The organism is Streptomyces sp. NBC_00258, assembly GCF_036182465.1.
In the GTDB taxonomy this organism is placed as follows: Bacteria; Actinomycetota; Actinomycetes; order Streptomycetales; family Streptomycetaceae; genus Streptomyces.
On the sequence record NZ_CP108081.1, the window covers coordinates 11816529 to 11836886 of the forward strand.

At 67.9% G+C, this 20358-nt stretch carries 19 protein-coding genes and 1 pseudogene; 14 read left to right on the forward strand and 6 right to left on the reverse strand.

Going from position 1 to position 20358, the window contains the following annotated elements; translation table 11 throughout:
- Position 1 precedes the first annotated feature (1 nt).
- From OG718_RS52455 to OG718_RS52475, 5 genes are all read right to left on the reverse strand, one after another.
- A complete protein-coding gene (locus OG718_RS52455) occupies positions 2-862 on the reverse strand; it encodes a TatD family hydrolase (RefSeq protein WP_328842925.1) in 861 nt (286 codons plus the stop codon).
- Complete coding sequence (locus OG718_RS52460; RefSeq protein ID WP_328842924.1) at positions 862-1497, reverse strand: EboA domain-containing protein; 636 nt, start codon at positions 1495-1497, stop codon at positions 862-864. Before OG718_RS52460 ends, OG718_RS52455 begins: the two co-directional genes overlap by 1 nt.
- Positions 1498-1613: 116 nt before the next feature.
- Positions 1614-2519 carry a sugar phosphate isomerase/epimerase family protein gene (locus tag OG718_RS52465; RefSeq protein WP_328842923.1) on the reverse strand — a complete coding sequence of 302 codons (906 nt, stop codon included), beginning with the start codon at positions 2517-2519 and terminating at the stop codon, positions 1614-1616.
- Positions 2516-3400 carry an SCO3242 family prenyltransferase gene (locus OG718_RS52470; protein ID WP_328842922.1) on the reverse strand — a complete coding sequence of 295 codons (885 nt, stop codon included), beginning with the start codon at positions 3398-3400 and terminating at the stop codon, positions 2516-2518. The genes OG718_RS52465 and OG718_RS52470 overlap by 4 nt, the downstream gene beginning before the upstream one ends.
- 176 nt (positions 3401-3576) lie before the next feature.
- Positions 3577-3735: a hypothetical protein gene (locus OG718_RS52475; protein WP_328842921.1), complete on the reverse strand. Its 159-nt coding sequence runs from the start codon at positions 3733-3735 to the stop codon at positions 3577-3579.
- Positions 3736-4581: 846 nt separating this feature from the next.
- Between OG718_RS52475 and OG718_RS52480 the strand changes: the two genes are divergently transcribed.
- Positions 4582-4878, forward strand: coding sequence for a hypothetical protein (locus OG718_RS52480; protein WP_328842920.1), 297 nt, complete (start codon positions 4582-4584; stop codon positions 4876-4878).
- A 52-nt stretch (positions 4879-4930) separates the two neighbouring features.
- Positions 4931-6211, forward strand: a pseudogene (locus tag OG718_RS52485) (IS701 family transposase).
- Between the two features lie 213 nt (positions 6212-6424).
- On the opposite strand, the gene OG718_RS52490 reads toward OG718_RS52485, so the two are convergent.
- Entirely contained in the window at positions 6425-6757 is a 333-nt protein-coding gene (locus OG718_RS52490) for a transcriptional regulator (RefSeq protein WP_328842919.1), read from the reverse strand.
- A gap of 660 nt (positions 6758-7417) precedes the next feature.
- Between OG718_RS52490 and OG718_RS52495 the strand changes: the two genes are divergently transcribed.
- From OG718_RS52495 to OG718_RS54575, 12 genes are all read left to right on the forward strand, one after another.
- On the forward strand, positions 7418-7828 hold the full coding sequence (locus tag OG718_RS52495) for an effector-associated constant component EACC1 (RefSeq protein ID WP_328842918.1): 411 nt from the start codon (positions 7418-7420) through the stop codon (positions 7826-7828).
- Positions 7818-9353 carry a caspase family protein gene (locus OG718_RS52500; protein WP_328842917.1) on the forward strand — a complete coding sequence of 512 codons (1536 nt, stop codon included), beginning with the start codon at positions 7818-7820 and terminating at the stop codon, positions 9351-9353. Before OG718_RS52495 ends, OG718_RS52500 begins: the two co-directional genes overlap by 11 nt.
- Before the next feature lie 137 nt (positions 9354-9490).
- Positions 9491-10390 carry a radical SAM protein gene (locus OG718_RS52505; RefSeq protein ID WP_328842916.1) on the forward strand — a complete coding sequence of 300 codons (900 nt, stop codon included), beginning with the start codon at positions 9491-9493 and terminating at the stop codon, positions 10388-10390.
- Entirely contained in the window at positions 10387-10797 is a 411-nt protein-coding gene (locus OG718_RS52510; RefSeq protein WP_328842915.1) for a DUF6375 family protein, read from the forward strand. The genes OG718_RS52505 and OG718_RS52510 overlap by 4 nt, the downstream gene beginning before the upstream one ends.
- Before the next feature lie 14 nt (positions 10798-10811).
- The gene (locus tag OG718_RS52515; protein WP_328842914.1) at positions 10812-14762 is read left to right on the forward strand and encodes a hypothetical protein; all 3951 of its coding nucleotides are present in this window, start codon (positions 10812-10814) and stop codon (positions 14760-14762) included.
- Between the two features lie 304 nt (positions 14763-15066).
- Entirely contained in the window at positions 15067-15954 is an 888-nt protein-coding gene (locus OG718_RS52520; RefSeq protein WP_328842913.1) for a hypothetical protein, read from the forward strand.
- Positions 15955-16034: 80 nt separating this feature from the next.
- The gene (locus OG718_RS52525) at positions 16035-16937 is read left to right on the forward strand and encodes a hypothetical protein (protein WP_328842912.1); all 903 of its coding nucleotides are present in this window, start codon (positions 16035-16037) and stop codon (positions 16935-16937) included.
- Between the two features lie 13 nt (positions 16938-16950).
- Positions 16951-17976, forward strand: a complete 1026-nt coding sequence (locus OG718_RS52530) for an ImmA/IrrE family metallo-endopeptidase (RefSeq protein ID WP_328842911.1) — start codon at positions 16951-16953, stop codon at positions 17974-17976.
- Between the two features lie 145 nt (positions 17977-18121).
- Complete coding sequence (locus tag OG718_RS52535) at positions 18122-18406, forward strand: DUF3892 domain-containing protein (RefSeq protein WP_328842910.1); 285 nt, start codon at positions 18122-18124, stop codon at positions 18404-18406.
- 114 nt (positions 18407-18520) lie between these two features.
- The gene (locus OG718_RS52540) at positions 18521-18781 is read left to right on the forward strand and encodes a multiubiquitin domain-containing protein (protein WP_145887661.1); all 261 of its coding nucleotides are present in this window, start codon (positions 18521-18523) and stop codon (positions 18779-18781) included.
- On the forward strand, positions 18756-19925 hold the full coding sequence (locus OG718_RS52545; protein ID WP_328842909.1) for a ThiF family adenylyltransferase: 1170 nt from the start codon (positions 18756-18758) through the stop codon (positions 19923-19925). Before OG718_RS52540 ends, OG718_RS52545 begins: the two co-directional genes overlap by 26 nt.
- Before the next feature lie 50 nt (positions 19926-19975).
- Positions 19976-20323 (forward strand): DUF6527 family protein, encoded by a 348-nt coding sequence (locus tag OG718_RS54575; RefSeq protein WP_443055317.1) that lies wholly within the window; start codon positions 19976-19978, stop codon positions 20321-20323.
- Positions 20324-20358 lie beyond the last annotated feature (35 nt).

The following is a 20358-nucleotide window of genomic DNA, read 5'->3' on the forward strand; positions in this document are numbered from 1 at the left end:
GTCACTCCCCGCCGCGTCGCACGGAGTTGCCCTCGAAGAGTCCCGAGTCGTCGGGTTTCGGTACGTCGTCCAGGTCGAGACGGCCGCTCTGCCCGTAGAAGGCGACCGGGTTGCGCCACATCACCTCGTCGACGGCGTCCTGGTCGAAGGAGCCGTCGGCGAGCATCGCGTCGGCGGTCTTGCGGGTCTTGAGGGGGTCGCTGCGGCCCCAGTCGGCCGCCGAGTTGACGAGGACGCGTTCGGTTCCGTATTCCCGCAGGATCCGGACCATCCGGTCCTCGCTCATCTTGGTCTTCGGGTAGATCGAGAAGCCCATCCAGCTGCCGCTCTCCTTGACCATGGCGACCGTCAGCTCGTTGAGGTGGTCGACGAGGACGTGCTCGGGCGCGATGCCGGACTCGCGGACGACGTCGAGCGTGCGGCGGGTGCCGGCCGCCTTGTCGCGGTGCGGGGTGTGTACGAGGACCGGCAGTTCGTGCTCGATCGCCAGCTCCAGCTGGCGTGCCAGTGCCTCGTCCTCCTCCTTGGTCATCGAGTCGTAGCCGATCTCGCCGACCGCGACGACCCGGTCCTTGGCGAGATAGCGCGGCAGCTCGTCGAGGACGGGCAGACAGCGCGGGTCGTTGGCCTCTTTGGGGTTGAGGGCGATCGTGCAGAAGTGCTGGATGCCGAACTGGGCCGCGCGGAACGGCTCCCAGCCCAGCAGCGCGTCGAAGTAGTCGGTGAACGCGCCGACGGTCGTGCGCGGCTGGCCGAGCCAGAACGCCGGCTCCACCAGGGCGCGGACCCCGGCCGCGTACATGGCCTCGTAGTCGTCGGTGGTGCGGGACGTCATGTGGATGTGCGGGTCGAAGATGCGCATCACGCGGCTCCTTTGGATATGCGCTCGTCTCTCGGGGGCGCTTGGGGTGTCGGGCCGTTCAGGGAGGTGATGTCGGCCGGGACGGGGCGGCCCGCGGCGATCCGCTCCCGGGCGAAGTCGGTGAGCATGCGGGTGAGTTCGGCATCCGTGCGTTCGGCGAGTCCGCTGATCCGGTCGAGCGGGATCTCGCAGAACACGCACTTCAGTACGGCCTGGCGGAAGGCGTCGGGATCCAGGTGCCGGGCCGCGTAGGGGCCCAGGGCAGCTTCGACGAGGGTGGTGTCGTTGCTGCGCAGGGCCTCGCGGGTGACGGGCAGGGCCCGGTCGCCGAGGTCGGGGTCGGCGGCGTCGAGCAGAGGCAGGGCGTACAGCACGGCCCGCTGCTCGGCGGCGTCTCCGTGCCGGTAGAGGCCCGTGACCTCGGCCGCGAGGGCGGAGCCCCGCAGGGGAAGGGCGAGCAGGAGCGCGGCCCGCACCTGGTCGGCCGCCGCCTTGCCGCAGCGCCGGGCGGCGGCCGGGAAGGCCGCTCGGACGGCGTGCGGGTCGGAGGCGATGCGCACGGTGGCGGTGTCGAGCCAGGCCCGCGCATCGGGGGTGAGATCAGGGAGGGATGGTGGAGTCGGCGAGTCGGGCAAGGTGCACCTCCTGGTGCGTCTCCCGACCGGTGGACGGTGTGCATCTGTGCACCGGGCCGAGGAGTTGGGGGGTGGGGTGACTGGGTGTAGCCGAACTCCGCGGCAGGGAGCGCGGATCAGGAACGCGCGCTGCCGGCACCGGTACCGGCAGCCAGAGCGGTGCGCAGGAAGTCCAGGGAGCGGCGGGCCACTTCGGGCGCGTCGAGCGAGCCGCCCTGGATCTCGACCGAGACGAGTCCGCGGTGTCCATGCGCGGCGAGTTCGGCGAGCAGAGGCGGGAAATCGATCTCGCCCCGGCCGAATTCGAGGTGTTCGTGGACACCGCGCCGCATGTCCTCGACCTGCACGTTCACACAGTGCGGCGCGGCGCGTCGCAGACAGTCGAGCACCCGTGCGTCCTCCACGCAGTGGGCGTGGCCGACGTCGAAGGTGATGCCGAACCGCTCGTGCCCGCCGAGGAGTTCCCTCAGCTTCAGGCACCGCTCGACGGTGTCGACGAACATGTACGGCTCCGGCTCGAAGCCCACCGTGACCCCGAACTCCGTCGCGGTCGCCAGCACCGCCTCGCAGCCCGTCGCCAGACGCTTCCAGGCGAGTTCCTCCGGGAGACCGGCCGGAGGCGGACCGCTGCACACCTGGACCGTGGGCGACCCGAGGTCGGCGGCGATCCGGATGGCGCGCCGCAGCAGATCCACCCGGCGCTCGGTGCCGGACTCCGACATGAGGGTGGGGATGTGCTTGTGCCAGGGATCGAGGAGATAGGGCGCGCCTGTCTCGACGGTCACGGACAGCCCGAGGTCGTCCAGGGAATGTGCCAGCCGGTCCACTCGCCGCGGCAGATCGTCGGCGTACGGGTCGAGATGGCCGTGGTCGAGCGTGAGCGCGACACCGTCATAGCCGAGGTCTGCCAGCACCCGGAGCACATCGTCCAGACGGTGGTTGGTGAAGCCGTTCGTGCCGTAGCCGAACCGCAGGTCCGTGACGTCCGGGCGCGGTGCCCCGTCTCCGCCGGGGGTGCTCATGTCGGCGACACCTTCCGCACCAGCTGGCGCGCGATCGGGTGGGCGGCCGCCAGCAGGGCGGCGGCCCGAGGAGCGCCGGCGCCCGCGGTCAGCGCGGCCTGCAGCGGCATCAGACCGAGGATGCCTGCGCCGACGGCCCGTTGGATGTTCGGTGCGGAGGGTTCGCCCAGGGCGCGGACCTGTGCGGACCCGAAGGTGACGAGATAGCCGGCCGCTCCCGCAGCGGCACCGAGGCGTGAGGTCCGCCCGGCCGTAGTGGCCGTGACCGCCGCGCAGAGACTCACCACCGTGCTGGCGGCGAGCGATGCGGCCGGTACGGCGGCGGGGGCGCCCGTCGTCTCGTGGCGGCTCAGCGTCGTGACCGTGTAGGTGTGCAGACCGACCACGAGGGCCGCGGGCAGCGCGGGTGCTGGAGTGCGCGCACCGGCCAGGACGTCCAGAACGCGGGTCCCGGCCATCGCGGCGGGTCCGGCGGGAGTGTTCTTGAGGGCGAGGTCGTACGCCCACACCAGACCCGCGAGGGGCACCGCTGTGCGCAGGGCCCGCCGTCCGCCCGAGAGCGCGGCGAGTCCGAGTCCCGCGGCGGTCAGGGCCGATGCGGTGGTGAAGGCGGTGCGGCGGGGTATTCGGCCGGAAGGGATCGGCCGCCCCGGTCGTTCGACGGCGTCCAGAGTGGCGTCGGCGTAGTCGTTGAGGGCCATGCCCGCCCAGTAGAGACAGACGGACGAACCCATGGTGCCCAGCGTGCGCGGGCCGAGCGGCCGCCCGCTCGCGACGGCCCCGACGAGCACGTCGCCGGGGACACTGAGAGCCGCAGGGGCGCGCACCAGTTCGGCAAGGTCGAGCAGCCGGTGTCTCCACCGCTGGATCTTGTGAGCCATGCGGCCGACAATACCCAGCATACTTAAAGTTTCAAGGAAAAATTTCCGTTGGGATTGCAAACATGGAGGTGGTGTTCATTACGTTTGCGGCCCCAATTGACCGGAAGGTGCGTGAATTTACTTTATAATGTCGTCGCCAGATCTGGATTCATGATGCACGGAATTCGCGTACGCATTCAGAGTGCCGCGCAGAGGGCGTCGATGAGCGCCATCTCCGGGGGGCGTCGGTGATGTGCCCACGTCATGCGGTGGACGTAGCTCAGCGAGACGCCCGTCTCCGGGTCGGCGAGACCGCAAGAACCGCGCTGTCCGCTGCTCTTGGCAACGTCGACCACAGGCCGGGACGCTAAGGGCAGCGTCTGTACTCCTGGAAGACCACTGCTGGTCCAGGACGATCGCTTTCAAGGTCTCCCGTTGCCCCGGGGGACCTTGGCGCTTTCGATGACGGCTTTGCTGCGCCATGTGATGATCGGCTTCGGCGGTCCAACAGGCGCTCAGCCCGTTCTCCTGTCGACCCCTAACGGCCTGTCAGGACGTGGCCGACTGTCGTCGGCGCAGCGCATTATGCTCTGCAGCACGGGCCGTTGGGCGCTGCCCGGTCCCCGGCAGTGGCCTGTTTCAAGGGTCTATGGCCCAACTCAACCAACCTGCGATGCCAGTGGTATCGCCGCGGCCGACAGTGGTGAGTAGACACCAGCAATCAACCTCGAAGCCCACCACCCCCGCGAGCTACTGCACATCTGAGGATCCATACCCGCGACGAACTGAGCACCAACGTCCGCGCACGTTCCCGCTGTTCGGTAGCCGTGTCCCGGCCGCCGTCAGTGCCCGGGGAGAGAATCGGCGGATGGATCTCGAACCGACGGCGGCAGACGAGTCCGAAATCCTCGCTACTGCCATACGCGCATACCTGGCACAGACCCGCTTCGCCTTCACCGGCCTCACCGGAAAGAAGGCAACCCTGCGCATCACCCGCGTGGTAGCGGAGTGGGCGAGGGCGTCAGGCTGGAGAGAAGCGGATGGGAGGCGCCGATGCGCTATATCAACCCGCCACGCCAGCAGACCGCGGGCTGCATGATCTACTGGTTGCCGCCCTGGACTGCTTACCTGGATCTCCGCCTCGTTCGCAAGGATGCCCCTCCGATCGCCGTGGAGATCGACCGCGTGGAGGACGGCACCGCTTGGACAAACTCCGCGATGAAGCCCTCCGCGGACGCCCCGCGCTGTGGATCCGCTGGCACGGAGCGCTGCGCGTCGAGCTCCCAGCTGGTGTCACCCGGCTACACCTGCCGACCCGGTCCAGCCACTCTCCCGTCCGGTACTCTCTCGCCCCGGTCGCCCGCACGGCGGCGATCACCCTCGGCGAGGCTGTCACTCCCAAGGAACGGACGGGCGCCCTGCGCCGCGACCAGCAGCGGATCGAGGAGGAAGAGCGAGCTGCCGCCCTCCCTCGGGACCCCGGCCCCATCAGCATCTAGTAGGACTCCGTTAGGTCTTCCGGATGGTCCTGATCAGGAGCATGTTGGATGGGTGGATGCACATGAAGTGAACCGTGTCCGGGCGGTGTTGGCGTTGTTCGTGGCGGATGTGTTCGCCTTGGTGCCGCGCAAGGACCAGCGAGCCAAGGGCGACTGCTATCTGCGGGGTCTGATGCTGGACGGCCGCCGTAAGTCGATTCAGGCGATGGCCTCCCGGCTGCCGGACGGCAACGAGCAGAACCTGCAGCAGTTCGTGAACCAGTCCACCTGGGATCCGGTGCCGGTGCAGCGGCGGATCAACGAACGCCTGCTGCCGCTGGTCAATCCGGTGGCCTGGGTGATCGACGATGTATCGGTGCCCAAGGACGGGCAGATGTCGGTCGCAGTGGCGCCGCAGTAATGCGGCGCCTTGGGCAAACGCGCCAACTGCCAGGTCGCCGTCAGTGTCCACGCGGCAAGCGACACCGCCTCGTGCCCGCTGCAGTGGCGCCTGTTCCTGCCCGGGGAATGGGACTCAGACCGCGACCGCCGGGCCAAGACCCTCATTCCGCCCGAGGTCACACACCGGGAGAAGTGGCGGCTGGCCGTGGACATGCTCGACACCCTCGCCGACTGGGGTATGACGCCGCCCTCGGTGGTGGCCGACGCCGCCTACGGCACCAACGCCCACCTGAGGGCCGCACTGCATGACCGTGGACTCGCCTACGTGCTGGCCGTCCGGGCCGATATGACGGCCCATCCGTTCGACGCAGAGCCCGAGGCCCGGGCCCGCAAGGGGTCGGTCGGCTGCTGGCCCCAGCCCCGCTACCGCCACCGGGCACCCTCAGTGGCGGCCCTCGCCGCGGGGCTCGGGCGAACGGCTTTCACCACCCTCGCCTGGCGCCACGGCTCACGAGGAGAGTTACGTTCCCGCTTCGCCGCCGTGCGGGTCCGTCCGGCCGGCACAGCCGTCGAGCGCCCGATCAAAGCCACGGCATCGGCCGAGCAGGGCTGGTGGGACGGGATCCTGCCCGACTGCTGGCTGCTCGTCGAATGGCCCGACGACGCCGAGGCACCCACCGAGTACTGGCTGTCCAACCTGCCGCCCGACACGGCGATCGCCGACCTGGTCGCTCTGGCCAAGGTCCGCTGGCGCATCGAGCACGACTACCGCGAACTCAAACACGGCCTGGGACTTGACCACTTCGAAGGCCGTTCCTGGCCAGGCTGGCACCACCACATCACCCTCGTGACCGCCGCCCACGCCTTCCTCACCGAACAGCGCCTGGCCCCAAAAGTCCCCGTACCGGCCTCACCCTCTACCAAGTCCTCGACACCCTCCAGAACACCCTGAGGTGCTGGACCGGCACCTGCACCACCTGCCAACAGCCCCTACCAAGCAGACCTCCGAGATCCAGACAGACCTAACGGAGTCCTACTAGGGGTTCCCGGCACGGAATACCCGAAGGACACGATCCTGCCGATTTACGGCTCAGGGATCTCGCCGACCGCGCACCGCCGCTGCATGAACTGCCAGGGTTGGCTGGGGGAGCGCGTCGGAAGCCGATCAGGGTTGCAGCTCGGGGAACGCTTCTTCCCAGACGTCTTTGATGGTCCTGCTGATGAGCTTGTGGAGTACTGGCCACAGCTCGAGCAGGATGCCCTTGTTGAGGTAGCGGCACAGGTCGTCACGCATGCCTTCGGTGAGCACTGTTCTGTACAGGCTCATGCGCTGGCGTGGCCGGTCCAGATCGAGGACGCGCAGTCCGGACCACGCGATGTGCAGCGGCAGCTCCACCATCCCGTGCTCGGGCCCGGCCAGTTCGTCGAGGCTGGACGGCAGGCGCCGCTGGTACCTCGCTCGCAGCACCGATGCGATGTAACTGGGCTCGTCGTGCACGGCATCCGTCTTCCTCTGCGCACTGGCTCTGGGCTGCACAAGCTGCTGCGCCTGGCTGGCGCGCCAGCCGCGCTGCGGGGGCGGTAGCGGGCGAAGCGGGCTCGTTGGCGGGAGGAGGTTACTCCAGGGCGGCGATGAGGGGTGCCGTGCCACCCGAGTGTCGAGCCACGGCCAGCCGTTCATGAGCCCGGTAGGGCTCATAGGGAATCGGCTTGAGGGGCCCGGGACTTGGCTCCGCAGGTCAACGCACTGATCGCCTGCCTGTTCTTCTTCTGCGAGCCCTTGGCGTGTCGCTGTTGCGGCCCTCTTGGAGGTGAGCAGCCCCTGCCCGCCAGCCAGGGACTTGCTCAGTTTTAGAGAGCGAAGTCCGATAGAAGTTACTGGAAAGTAGGGTTGGTGCCGGAGATCGAGTGTGTGCCTCGGTGACTCGGCTTTGCCTGCGGTTTTGTGGGGTGGCTCCGCGGGCCTGCTCAACAGGAGCCTTGGCTGCTCAGGGGCAAGAGGCCGCCGGTAGTGGCGGTCGTGGGGCGCGGACGTACAGGCTCCGAGTCGGCCCAGTGTCGTGGCGTGACATCGCTTCGTCGGGCCTGGTCCGAACCGGACGGGCTTGCCACCGTAGGGTGACTTCTCGTACCAGCTCGGGGGAGTCCGGGGCATCAGATGCGCACAGCAGCGGGGGAGTACGAGATGCACGGCACCCAGGGCACCGGGGCGACGGATGTTCAGATCAGGCTCGACTCGGAGACTGAACTTGACGATCGCTTGGCGCTGATCGGGTGGCTCCGCGGTGAACGCGGCCTCCAGGGGCGCGTGCACGTCCTGCCCGCCGCACCCGCGGAGAACGAGCTCGGTGCCGGGCTCGACTTGCTCACGGTATCCCTCGGTTCCAGCGGTATCGCCACCGTCCTGGCCGGTTCCCTCGCCACCTGGCTGCAGAACCGCCGTGCCCCGACCAAGATCCGCATCTCCATCACCCGAGCCGACCGCACCCTGGAACTCGAGACCAGTGACGCCGCCGAGGCCGAAGCGCTGATCCAGCGATTCCTGGGAGAGGACTCCGATGGAGTCTGACGACGCTGCCATCCTCATCGGCGTCTCCCAGTACCGGGACCCCTCCCTCCTGGACGTGCCCGCAGCGCGCAACAGCCTGCACGCGATGCACCGGTTGCTGACCAGCCCCGAGTTGTGCGGCTGGTCCGAGGACCAGGTGCACGTTCTGGAGGACCCCGCAGGGGCCACAGACCTGGCCCTGGAACTGCACCGCCTGGCCGAGGAGACCACGGGTACCCTGCTGATCTACTTCGTCGGCCACGGAGTCGTCAGCAAGTCCGGTGCGCTGTGCCTGGCCGCTGGCGATACCCAGCTGCGCTATCCCGACCTGACCGGCTTGGAGTACGACAAGGTCCGCAGCGCTCTCCTGGACTCACCGGCCCAGGTGAAGTTGGTGATTCTCGACTGCTGTTACTCGGGCCGGATCATCCATGGTCTGGCGGGCGCTGGTGAGAGCCAACTCGTGGACAGCACCGACGTCCGCGGCGTCTATACGCTCACAGCGGCTGACCAGGTCGCGCATGTGCCGCCGCGAGACGAGACCGCTAGCACGTCCTTCACCCAGGTCCTGTGCGACGTCGTGCGAAGCGGCATCCCAGGCGCCCCGCCGACGCTCGCTCTGACCGACATCTACCCCAAGCTCAAGAGCACGCTCAAGGCACGCGGTCTTCCCGAACCGAACCACCGCGTGACCGACACGGTTGAGTCCTACTCCTTCAGCCGCAACGTCGCGTATGCCGGCAGTACCGGATTCCGACTGCTCCCTCAGGAGCACGTGGACCACTTCCTCAGAATCCTCGCCGCGCAGCCGCGCCACGACCTCACGACGCAGAGCATCGAGAAGCTGGAGGACTGGCCCGGCGTCTACCTTCTGCACCGGGAGTCCAGCGACGCCCCGGAAATCCTCTACGCGGCAACGGGCGGCCGTTCGATCGCCGTCCGTCTCGGCCGTCACCTGCGGAAGATCAACGGACGCTGCTATATCGACGCCCGCGACCTCTCGTTCAGCTATCTCAAGCTGGACGACGACCTCAGCGTCCTGTCGCCGGAGCTCCTCGTGCACCAGCACCTTCACGCCCAGGGGTGTCCTCCGCTGTGGAACAACACCGGCTTCGGTAACAACGACGCGGGGCGGATGAGGGACTCCCTCCAGCGCAGCGGCGACCACTTCGACGTACTTCATCCCATCGACCTGTCGTGGCTTGTTCGCTTCGACGCTCCAGCCCTCAAGGTGACAGCGCACGAGATGGCTGCGCAGCTGCGGGCCCAACTCCCTTACGCCTTCCGCATCGAGCGCCGGGAAGCGGAACTCGACAAGGTAGGGATCACTCTCCCGGAGAGTTCTCTGTGCGCCGATCGGGCCTTCCGCCTGCTGGCCGCTGCTTTGGGGGACTCATGGCAGATCAGCGCCCTGGTAGGTCAGGTTCTGATGTATCGGGAGCACGACAAGAGGTATCCCAATGCCATCCGCTACTACGCGGGCACACGGACGATCACTGAAATGCCTGAAGTATGCAAGACGGTCGGCCTTCCTGACGAGGGCTGAGCGGCACCGCCTGCGCAGTGGCGGCCCTGAACTCCCTCATGGTGAACGGTCTGGAACGGGTGGTTAGGGCTCGTGAGTCCTGCCATACTTTGGGCCGAAACATGTACGGGAGAGGTGCAAGCGATGCGGGGCTGCCGGTGAAGCGTCGTGCCGGCCCCGACGGGATGCACTTCTTCGACCGCCGCACCGGCCTGAACGTACTCTTCGACGAGGTCGACGTCCCCGAAACGCAGTGGGCCCGCGCCCCCCGCCAGGTGTCGATCGCCCTGACCAACGCCTGCGATCTGGCTTGTCCGTTCTGCTACGCACCCAAGACCGCCGCCGTGCTGGATGCCGACCGGCTGTGCGCATGGATCGACGAACTGGACGCGGAGGGCTGCCTCGGCATCGGATTCGGCGGCGGAGAACCCACCCTCTACCGCCGCCTTCCCCAGGTGTCCCGACACGCCGCCGAACGCACCAGCCTCGCGGTGACCATGACGACACACGCACACCGGCTTACACCCCAACTGATCGACGCGCTGGCCGGAGCGCTCAACTTTGTCCGCGTCAGCGTCGACGGAGTCGGCGCCACCTACGAGGAACAGCGCGGCCGCCCCTTCACCGAACTCGTGCAGCGGCTTACCTGCATCGGGCAAACGTTCCGGTTCGGGCTCAACTGCGTCGTGAACACCCAGACGCTGCCCGATCTCGACGCCGTCGCCGATCTGGCTGCCTCGACCGGGGCAACGGAACTCCTGCTGCTGCCCGAGCGTCCGGCAAGCGGGCGCCCGGGCAGCAGCCCGCACACCGTTGCCGCCCTGCACCAATGGATCACCAACTACCCCGGTCCCGTGGCCCTCACCCTCGGCGAGGGCGACACCGGCTCACTACCGACTGCCCAGCCGTTTCCGCGCGAGAGGGGACTGCGCACCTACGCGCACATCGACGCCGCCGGAACGCTCCGGCGAACCTCCTATCACTCCGCCGGTGAGCCGGTCGACGACCGCGGCGTCCTTGCCGCACTCGACCGCCTGCAGCAGAAAGATGTCGCATGAAGGCCTGGTACGGATACGGCACCGAGCACTCCATGAACCTCGTCATGATCGGCCGGTTCGAGGACGCCACCGCCGCCGAGCGAGCGCACGCAGTCATCAAACAACTCACGACGGCCCTGCAGGCGGAGGAGGAAACCGGCCGCCTGACCGTTGGCGAGCCGAACGACCGCTACAGCGACGAGGTCCTGAAACTGCTCAGTGACCTCAACATCCACAGCATCGGGCCGCGTGAACTCGAACAGTTCCTGTACGACCTCGATGTGCGCCGCGACGGTGACTCCATCGTGGTGACCACCGATGAGACCGATGTCCAGGCACTGTTGAAGGTCCTCCTCGACAAGGGCGCCCGCATCGAGGTGTATTCCGCACATGACCACCCCGGTAGCGGCTACGGCCGGGGCAAGTGAGGGCCAACGATCCGATGACTCCGCTGGACTGGGACAAGTTCACCACGCTGCCGGGCAGCCCCCGGGATAACTTCGAGCTGCTGTGCCGGGGTGCCGTCACTCACGCATACGCCCGCTACGGCAAATTCATCGCCCTGGCCCAGCAACCCGGCGTCGAATTCCACCTCGACATCGACCAGCCCGACTGCCCGCTCGGCCAACCCGGTCGCTGCTTCGGGTGGCAGACCAAATGGTGGGACATCCCGTCGGGCCGAGCCATCGGCGTCGGCCGGCGCAGCGACGTCGAGGACTCCCTTAGGAAGACCGAGAAACACTTTCCGGGCATCTCCGACTTCGTGCTGTGGACCCGGCACCCTCTCACCGCCGGCGACCAGACGTGGTTCTACGGCCTGTCCACCACGATGAAGCTGCACCTGGCCACAGAGGTCGAGCTCGGTCACCTGCTTGTCGGCGATGCCGTTTTGCTGCGTGAGTCCTACTTCGGGTCCCTCGTTTTGACCCCGGAGCGTCTCGCTGAACAGCATGCGCGAGCCGCCGCCGAGGCCAGCGAACGCTGGATTCCCGAGGTGCATCAGGCATCGGCGGCCGAGCACCGGCTTCGGCGGATGCTCGCCGAACCCGACGCGTGGGACGACCTGGGCGACACCAACCGCAACATCGCCCGCTTCGAAGCAGCCCTCGACGACGCGGGCACGACGCTGCCAGCCCCTCTGGCCGAGCAGACCGCGGAGATCACCGCCGCGGGACGTGACGTGGCCGAACTCCTGTACGAAGCACACCAGCAGATCAGTAACAGCCAGCCCTCCCCGCTACTGGGCACCACCGACCGCACCGTGCCCCAGGCCCCCACCGCGCAGCCCGCCGTTCTCCGGCAGCTGCGTGCCCTGCGGCATGCAGCTACTCTGCCGCTGACCAATCTGATCGCTCACATCCGCGACGCCGCCGCCCTGGCCCGCCACGTCACCGATCACCTGTCGACACGGCTCGCGGTGGTCACCGGCGACGCCGGATTCGGCAAGACGCAACTGTCCGCGACGCTCACCGCGGCAACCGCGGCACGGCCCGCCGGCGTCCTGCTCTACGGCAGGCGTCTGAGCGCCCGCCAGACCCTCGATGATCTCGCAGGCCAGGTCACGGCAGCGGGCAAGCCCCTGGCCTCTTTCGAGGAGCTTCTCGCCGCCGTCGATGCAGCCGCACAACGAGCCGGATGCCGCCTGCCCATCGTCATCGACGGCCTGAACGAGGCTGAAACCCCCACGCTGTGGCCGCCACTGGTGCGCAGTCTGCAGGTGACCCTCAAGCAGTACCCGTCCGTGCTCGTGGTGTGCACGGTCCGCGAGGCATTCCTCGACGAGACCATCCCCACCGAAGTGACCGACATCCTGGAGCTCGACGGATTCGACGAAGACCTCGACGAATCCATCACCCGCTACTTCGCCCACTACAAAATCGAACCCGGCGGCGCTGACCTGCCGCGCGAACTCCTCAGCCACCCGCTGACACTGAAGATCTACTGCGCCACAGCCAATCGCGACCGCAAGCAACCCGTCAGCGCCGCAGGCCTGCCCAGCTCCCTCACCGGAATCTTCCGTGAGTACCTGACCTCTGCCGCCCACCGCGTCTACGAACTCACCCCCTCCATCCACCCCAACGACGTCAACCAGGCACTCGACGCTCTGGGTAACGCCCTGTGGGAGGACCGGGCACGCGACCTTCCCGACACTCAGGCGAAACAGCTGTGCCAGGACACCCACCGCCGCTGGCAGGAGAGCCTTCTCGCCGCCCTCGAAAATGAAGGTGTCCTCCTGCGACACCCCGATGGTGCGGGCGGAGCGACCTGGTCGTTCGTCCACGACCTGATGGCCGGGCACGTCATCGCCACCAGCCTCGTGCACGCCCACGGCAGGGGCATCGCCCGGCTACTGGGCGAAGACACGACCACAGCACGCTTCAACGGCACGCCCGACGAACGGCATCCTCTTGCAGCCGACATTTTCCAGGCCTTGGCAAGCGCCATGCCCCGTGCCGGCGCCACGCAACTGTGGCAAGCCGTCGCCGAACCCCTTCGCCTGCGTGCTCTCCTGCATGCCGCCCGGCTCGAAGCAGCCCACCTCGACTCCATCACCGTGGAGGCGCTCGCTAGCCACAGCGACGAACTCCGTGGACGAGACGACCTCCTCCAGCGGCTTCACAGCACCCGCGCAGCCCCGGGCCACCCCCTCAACGCACACTTCCTCGACCGGATCTTGCGCGACAGACCCGTCGCCGACCGCGACCTGCGCTGGAGCGAGTGGCAGCGCGCAAACAGCCGTCTCCTTCTCGCCGACGCGACCGCCCTGGCCACACGCTGGCGAGAGCATCCGCACCGTGCGGAATCCGACCGGCTACGAGCCCGGTGGCTGATGTGGACGCTGACGAGCACCCACCGCGACCTTCGCGACGCTGCCACGGCCGCCCTGTACTGGTACGGACGGCACGACATCAGAGGACTGTTCACCCTGACCCTGGAAGCGATCACCGTCAACGACGCCTACGTCGGCGAACGCATGGTCGCCGCCTGCTACGGCGCCGCGACGGCCCATCAACCGCACACCCCGGACCTTGAAGCTGCCTTGCCTGTCTATCTGACAGGGCTGCTGAACACCTTCACCGGGCACCAGGCCACCCACCCCACCTTCCACGCACTGACCCGGTACTACGTCTCCTCAACGTTCGACCTCGCCCACCGCTACTACCCCGCCACGGTCCCCGCCGCAGCCGAACTGCCCTTGGCCTTCACGCCAGCACCGGCGATCACACCGCTGCCCGAGGGCGATCCACGCCGGGAGGACGTCCACAGCACGATGGGCATGGACTTCGGCAACTACACCCTCGGGCGTCTGTTCCAGGGCCGTAGGAACTACGACGACTCCCACCCCGGACACCAAGAAGCCACCGCCCTCGTCCTCGGCGTCGTCCACGCGCTGGGCTGGCGCCCCGACCCGTTCGACGAGGTAGAACGCCGCATCACCTCGGCAACGTCCCGACAAAGCCACACTTCCAGCAGCCGGATCGACCGTTATGGCAAGAAGTACGGCTGGATCGGCTTGCACACCATGGCGGGCATGCTGGCCGACCGCGGCCAGCCACCCGAGGAACTCGAAGTAGACATCGACCCAACCTTCCCGCAGCCCCCGCCACCTGTCCCGGTCCCACTCGACACGTGGACGCCGCGGACACCGGAAGACGACCTCGAATGGCTGCGCCACGGAATCGTCAACGTGCCGGACGACCTCCTTGCACCGGCCCGGCTCGACGCGGACGAAGGTCCATGGCTGCTCGTCCACGCAGAGATCGACACAGAGGACATCACCACCGGACGCGATACCTTCGGCCTGTTCAACACCGTCCTCGTCGACCAGGAGAATCTGGCGCAACTCCTGGAGGAACTCGATGCCTTGACCCACCCGGGCCGGGACATGATCGACTTGCCCGCCCAGTACTACCTCTTCGCCGGCGAGATCCCGTGGCACACTCGATTTGCAGCACCCGAACCAGGACTGACCACCGAGGACCTGTACAGCGACACGCTGCGCCACGGCAGGCCCGAACTCCGCTTCGAGCGGCTGGCCCACCACTTCACCTGGGAACCCCACCACAGCAGCCAGAACCAGGCCACCGCCTACATCCCCAGCCGGCTGTTCTCACAGGCCTTCGACCTGCGTGCTCTTCCAGCAGGCTTCGACCAGTACGAGCCATCTGGTGCACTCGCCGCGCGGTCTTTCGTAGCCCCCTCCGGCTTTTCGGGCGGGCTGCTGTACCTACGCGCCGACCTCCTCCGACGGTATGCGGCGGGCCGTGCGATCGTCACCTTCTGCTGGGGAGAGCGGCAGATCAAAGCCGTCTGGCCCGAGAGACCGTCCGGTGCCCTGCAGGCCCTCTACCAGGCCCACCAGAACATCTGGCGCCAGACGAAGCAGCACTGAACACCGTCCTTTGCTGCGTGTGTACAGCCAGGGCTGGCTGCCTTTCCGCCGACCCTGCATCTGCGGGGACCACGCGGCAGGACACGCGAGCGGTGCGAACCGCTGGCCATGTCACGGTCGCGCGCAGGGCAGCGGGGGCCTTGGGCGCGTCGCGCGCCTGGGGTGTGGATGTTGGTGTATGCAGGCGTGAAGGTCGGCGGCTGCATGCGCCGAGCGGGGAACGTGGGATCGGGGGTGGCTCGTGGCAAGCGGGGCTTTCGAGGAGCTGCAGACCGGTGAGTTCGGACCGGCCACGTTTGATCTGTTGCGGCACCTGGTGCACCAGGTGCGCCGTGCCTCTGGTTTTCCGCCCCCGGAAGGGCACACTGTCTGGAGTGATGACGCGGCTTACGACGTGATCAGTGCGATGTTGTCCCAGGAAGGAGCGGGACAGCGGTTCGTGACTGTCTGCTTCGCCCAGGCCGCCGACGAGGCCTCCTTGGAGCGGCTGTTCCTCACGTCGATCAAGAATTTCCTCATCGATGAGGCGAAGAAGACGCCGCGGGGCAAGCTCCGACGTCGCATCGCCCGCTTGATGGACGAGGACACGGCCTACCGGAAGAGCAGCGGCTCACCGCCGCGCTGGGCGCTGGCCGGCCACGCCGAAGGAGCCGTGTGGCAGGGAGATCTCGACGATCTCATCGCAGAGGCGGCACGGGTGACAGGTGTCGGTATTACCCGCTGGAACCATTCCGGCCCCACCCCCAGGCAGACGGTCCATGCGCTCAAGACCATCCTCTTGCGCGTGCTCCAGTACGCCCAGGGAGCGGTGCGGGAGGAAGACCTCGCCAAGGTCCTCGAGGCCCGGTTCGATCTCCTGGCGCCAGCCCGCTTCACCGCGTTGTACGCCGATGAAGGCACCGTCGCCGAACTCGTCGATCAGCACACGGCCACCACTGCACCGGACCCCACGGGAGTCGACGGAGTGGCCGAGGACATCTGGCAGCGCCTCTCACCCAACGAACGCCTGCTGCTTCCCTACCTCGATGAGGACGCTCATCACGCGGCGCAGCTGCTGGAGATCCGGCACACCCATGCGGCTGCCGTCCTGGCGAACCTCAAAACAACGCTTCGTACCGCCCTATCCGCGGACAGCGACCGCCAGGCGGTCATGGCCGCCCTGCTGCTGCGCTGCGGTGATGCTCCTTCGTGAACAGCCCCAGTTACGTCGTCTGGACCCAGTGAGAAGAGAATGCGCTGATGGACCACAGCCGAGGAGACGGGGGAGACGGTATGAGCTCTGTCCACACCACTGCCTACCAACGGCTGGTGGCTGCCGCGGCGGGACTGAAAGTGCCCGACGCCGTCCGCCAGGTGGCCACCGCGCCACCCCAGGATCCGCAGCCGGGCCAGATCTGGCGCGCAGTATGGGAGGACACCATCCAGCTGCTGCTGATCACCGCGGCTGGCGGCGATGACACTCTGCGCGCCGTGCCGGCCTCCTTCGAACGGTACGCCGACACCCTGCTCCTGCCCGCTCAGGCGACCACCCTTGAACAGCCACTGGCACTGTGGTGGAGCCTGGAAGCCACCCTTCCGTGGTGTGTGCTGGACCGGCAGGTCAGCGAGCTGACCGGCCGCCCTCCCGCTCTCACCTCCCGCACGCTCGCCGCCGCCGTGCCTGGCACGCAGTGGGGGAGCGGCGCAGCCCCGTCCGCGCCGACCATCGAGTACCGCGGAGTTCTGGCCGACCAGCTCGCGCTCCTTGCCTCGGCACAGTGGGTCCCCCAAGGATCGGGAGGCCTCAACCAGCTGTTTCGTGACCACGGCATCACCGCTATGCAGCTCGGGGCCGAACTGAAACTGCCGCCGCCCCAGGCGCTCGCCATCTGGCGGGGGCAACTGGCCCTGACCGCCGACCAGGCCGCCACACTCGCTGAACGCCTCGGTCAGTCGGCCAGCCAGCTGCTCGCGGCCAATCCCGCCCTACCGCCCGCCGTCGTACACGAACTGAACCGCCCCCTGCGCCGCAAACAGGTCAAGGCACTCGCCGCTCAGCACGACGAGACCGAACGCGAGGCCCGGCTGCGCGCCGCCTACGGTATCTATACGCTCGCCGCACGTGACGACGACCGCACACAGCCGAACTGGACGGCACGCACGGACCGCTACTTCGAACTGCGTCTGGGCGAGTAGGGGGGCACACCGAGTGGTCAACTACGTACTCGCCGGGGCCGCCCGGACCCAGGCCGCAGCGATGGTCCGGGAACTCGAAGCGGCTCGTCCCGGCGCGGTCGAGCGCCTGGCGCAAGGCGCCCTCGCGGAGCTGAGAACCTGGCGCGAGCTGACCGTCCTGGAGGTCGACGAGAATCTGACGGAACAAGGGTGCAGTGTCGCCGGAGCGTATGACTTCGGTCCGCCACCGCACCTGTCCGTCGCCACGTCCGCCAGCCGTGCACGGCGGGACTTCACCGGCCTGCACGAATTGGGCCACCACCTGCAGAAGAACAGCTTCGCCCTCATGGAGCCCTTTGGCAGGGAACCCGACGGTGGCCTCCTCCTTGAGGACGCGGCCTGCGACGCGTTCGCCGCTGAGATCTTGCTCCCTGCGCCCCTCGTCAGCCAGCACCTGGACACCCAGGGACCCACCGCGTCGACGGTCGCCCAGCTGTGGCAGGCGAGCAACGCCTCCCGCATGGCGGTCTGCGTACGAGCCGCCCAGCATCTTCCCGCGCCCGGACACATCCTCCTCCTGGACGCCACGGGACACCTCGCCTTCGCCGCCTCCCACGGCCTTCCGCCCCTGACGCGCGGCAGTTTCCAGGGCGACATAGCCGTCATCGACCGCGCGCTGGCTGGCTCCGGCCACGCACGAGGGCTGACCCAGGTCCGCTACCGCGACGGCATCCTCGGACGGGAACTGCACACCGACTCCGCGCCCATGGACGGCTACCTTGTTGCCGTCCTCGTCACCGACTCCGCCCCCTGGCGCGCCTTCACCCCACCCACTCCCGACACCGGCCCGCAGTCACGCGACTACATCTGCGCGAACTGCGACGAGGAGTACCGCTCCTTCGCCCCCGCCTGCCGGTGCTGCCACGTCCCCCCGTGCCCCGACTGCGGCCGCTGTGCCTGCCCGCCCCGCGTGAACGAACGCTACTGCCCGGGATGCTTCATGCTGCACCCGCCCTCGATGTTCCCTGCAGACAGCGACCGCTGTCTCAACTGCGACTGACGCCTCTTCACCCCCATCTGCACCACGTTCACGCCTACCCGCGAGTTACGTCGTCCGTCCCAGGCGAAGCACCCCACCCAGGGGTGAACGGAACCCGGGCGCCGGCCGCGGGCGCCGTCGGAACCTCGCCGGCAGGAACAGAACGATGGCTATTCAGATCACCGCGGTGCGCCTGTCGACCGGCGGCACCACGCACGAACACATCACCCACCTGTGGTGGACCGAGCAGGCGTCCGGCAAGGCCGGCGACAACACGCGGGCGCAGATCGTCGACTGGATCGAGAACCAGGCCGGCAAGGCCTACACCAGTGACCGGGCCGGGCATCGCACGGAAGTCGCCGTGGTGACGCCCGCCCGAGGCGAGAAGTACCTCCGCACCCGCGCCGACGGCGTGTGGACCAACAACCTCCTTGCCCTTCCCCAGCGCTGACCCGCCCCAACAACACGGCTGTCCGGCGCGCCGCCCCTGCGGTGGCCCGCCGGACGCTCGCCCCGCCCGGGGCACCTCCGGGCGAACACACGACCCCCTCACCTAGGAGGATCCATGTCTCAGGACAGCCACGGGCCCGCGCCCGTCACGATCATCGTCAACGCCCGACCGCACACCTGGGAGGCGAAGGAGATCACCTTCGAGCAGGTCGTCGACCTGGCCTACCCCGGCCAGCCGCCGAACGACCAGGACACCTACACCGTCCGTTACAGCCGCGGCCACGACGGCCACGGAACGGGCAGCCTCACCGCCGGCCACAGCGTCAGAGTGAAGAAGGGGATGGTCTTCGATGCCTACCGCACTTCTCGCTCGTGACCCGGACCTGGCCCGCCTCCTCGACGACGGCTACGACGTCGTCGTCCACGCAGGCCACATCATCGTCCGGCACATCCCATACGTCACCGAGAACCGCACCGTCGAACACGGCTTCCTCGCCTACCCCATGACCATCAGCGGGGACCGCCTGGTCTCCGGAACCGACCACCGCATCTGGTTCAGCGGCTCCGCCCCCTGCGACGAGCACGGCCGCCCCCTAGCTCTCGCCAATCCCGAGAACCGGGTGATTGCCGAGGGCATGCAGGCGAACTTCATGCTCTCCAGCAAACCCAGCCCCGACGGCTACCCCGACGAGTACACGAAGATCACCGCGTACGCGAGGATCATCGCCGACCAGGCACACGCACTCGACTCCACAGCCACCCCCACCCCCGGCGCCGCATGGCAGGAGATCGAGGACGACAGCCCCTTCGCCTACCGCGACACCGCCACCTCCCGCGCCGGAATCGCAGCCGTCAACCGCCGTTTTCGAGGCCACCGCATCGTGATCGTCGGCCTCGGAGGCAGCGGAAGCTACATCCTCGACCAGGTCGCCAAGACCGAGGTCGACTCGATCCTCCTCATCGACGGTGACACCTTCGACAACCACAACGCCTTTCGGACCCCCGGCGCCCCCACCCTCGACACCCTGCGTGACCGCCCGCCCAAGGCCACCTACCTTGCCTCGATCTACGCGAACATGCACCAAGGTCTGTCCGCCTGCGAGCAATACCTCGACGAGGACAACCTCGACCTGCTCACCGGGGCCACATTCGTGTTCCTCGCCTCCGATGACGCGGCGAGCAAGTCGGCGATCATCGACTGGCTCGAAGCACACGGCGTACCGTTCATCGACGTCGGCATGGGCATCGAAGAGATCGACGGCCGCCTCAGCGGACTCCTGCGCGTCACCACCAGCCTCCCGGGCCGCCGAGACGCAGCCCGCCGCCGCATCCCCCAGCCGGCGCCCGAACGCGACGCCTACGCACGCAACATCCAGACCGCGGATCTCAACGCGCTCAATGCAGTCTTGGCTGTCATCCGTTGGAAACGCTCCATCGGTATCTACGCCGACGCCACCGACGAGAGCCACACCACGTACTCACTGATCACTAACGAGATCGCCAACGAGGATTTGCCGTGACCGCACGAGACATTCTGCGCCCGGTCTTCACCGAGGCCTTCCCCCCAACGATGGACGCAGGGGTTCTGTACGTCTCGATCCCCTACCGCACCTGCGGTCACCTCTGCTGCTGCGGTTGCGGCCACGAGGTCATCACACCACTGTCCCCAGCGCAATGGTCCATTGCCTACGACGGTGAGAACGTGTCTCTCACCCCCTCGATCGGCAACTGGGCGCTCCCTTGCCGGTCGCACTACTGGATCCATCACGGCCGCGTCCGATGGAGCCGGCACTACTCGGCGGCAGAAATCGCTCAGAACAGGGAGCGTGACCGTCACCTGCTAGCCCAAAATACCGAAGGGCACAGGCCAAGGCCGCTGGCCAGGCTGCGTCGTCACCTGCAGTCGTGGCGCCGGTAGGCCAACGAGCGGGCTACCAGGCCAACGCGCAGCCC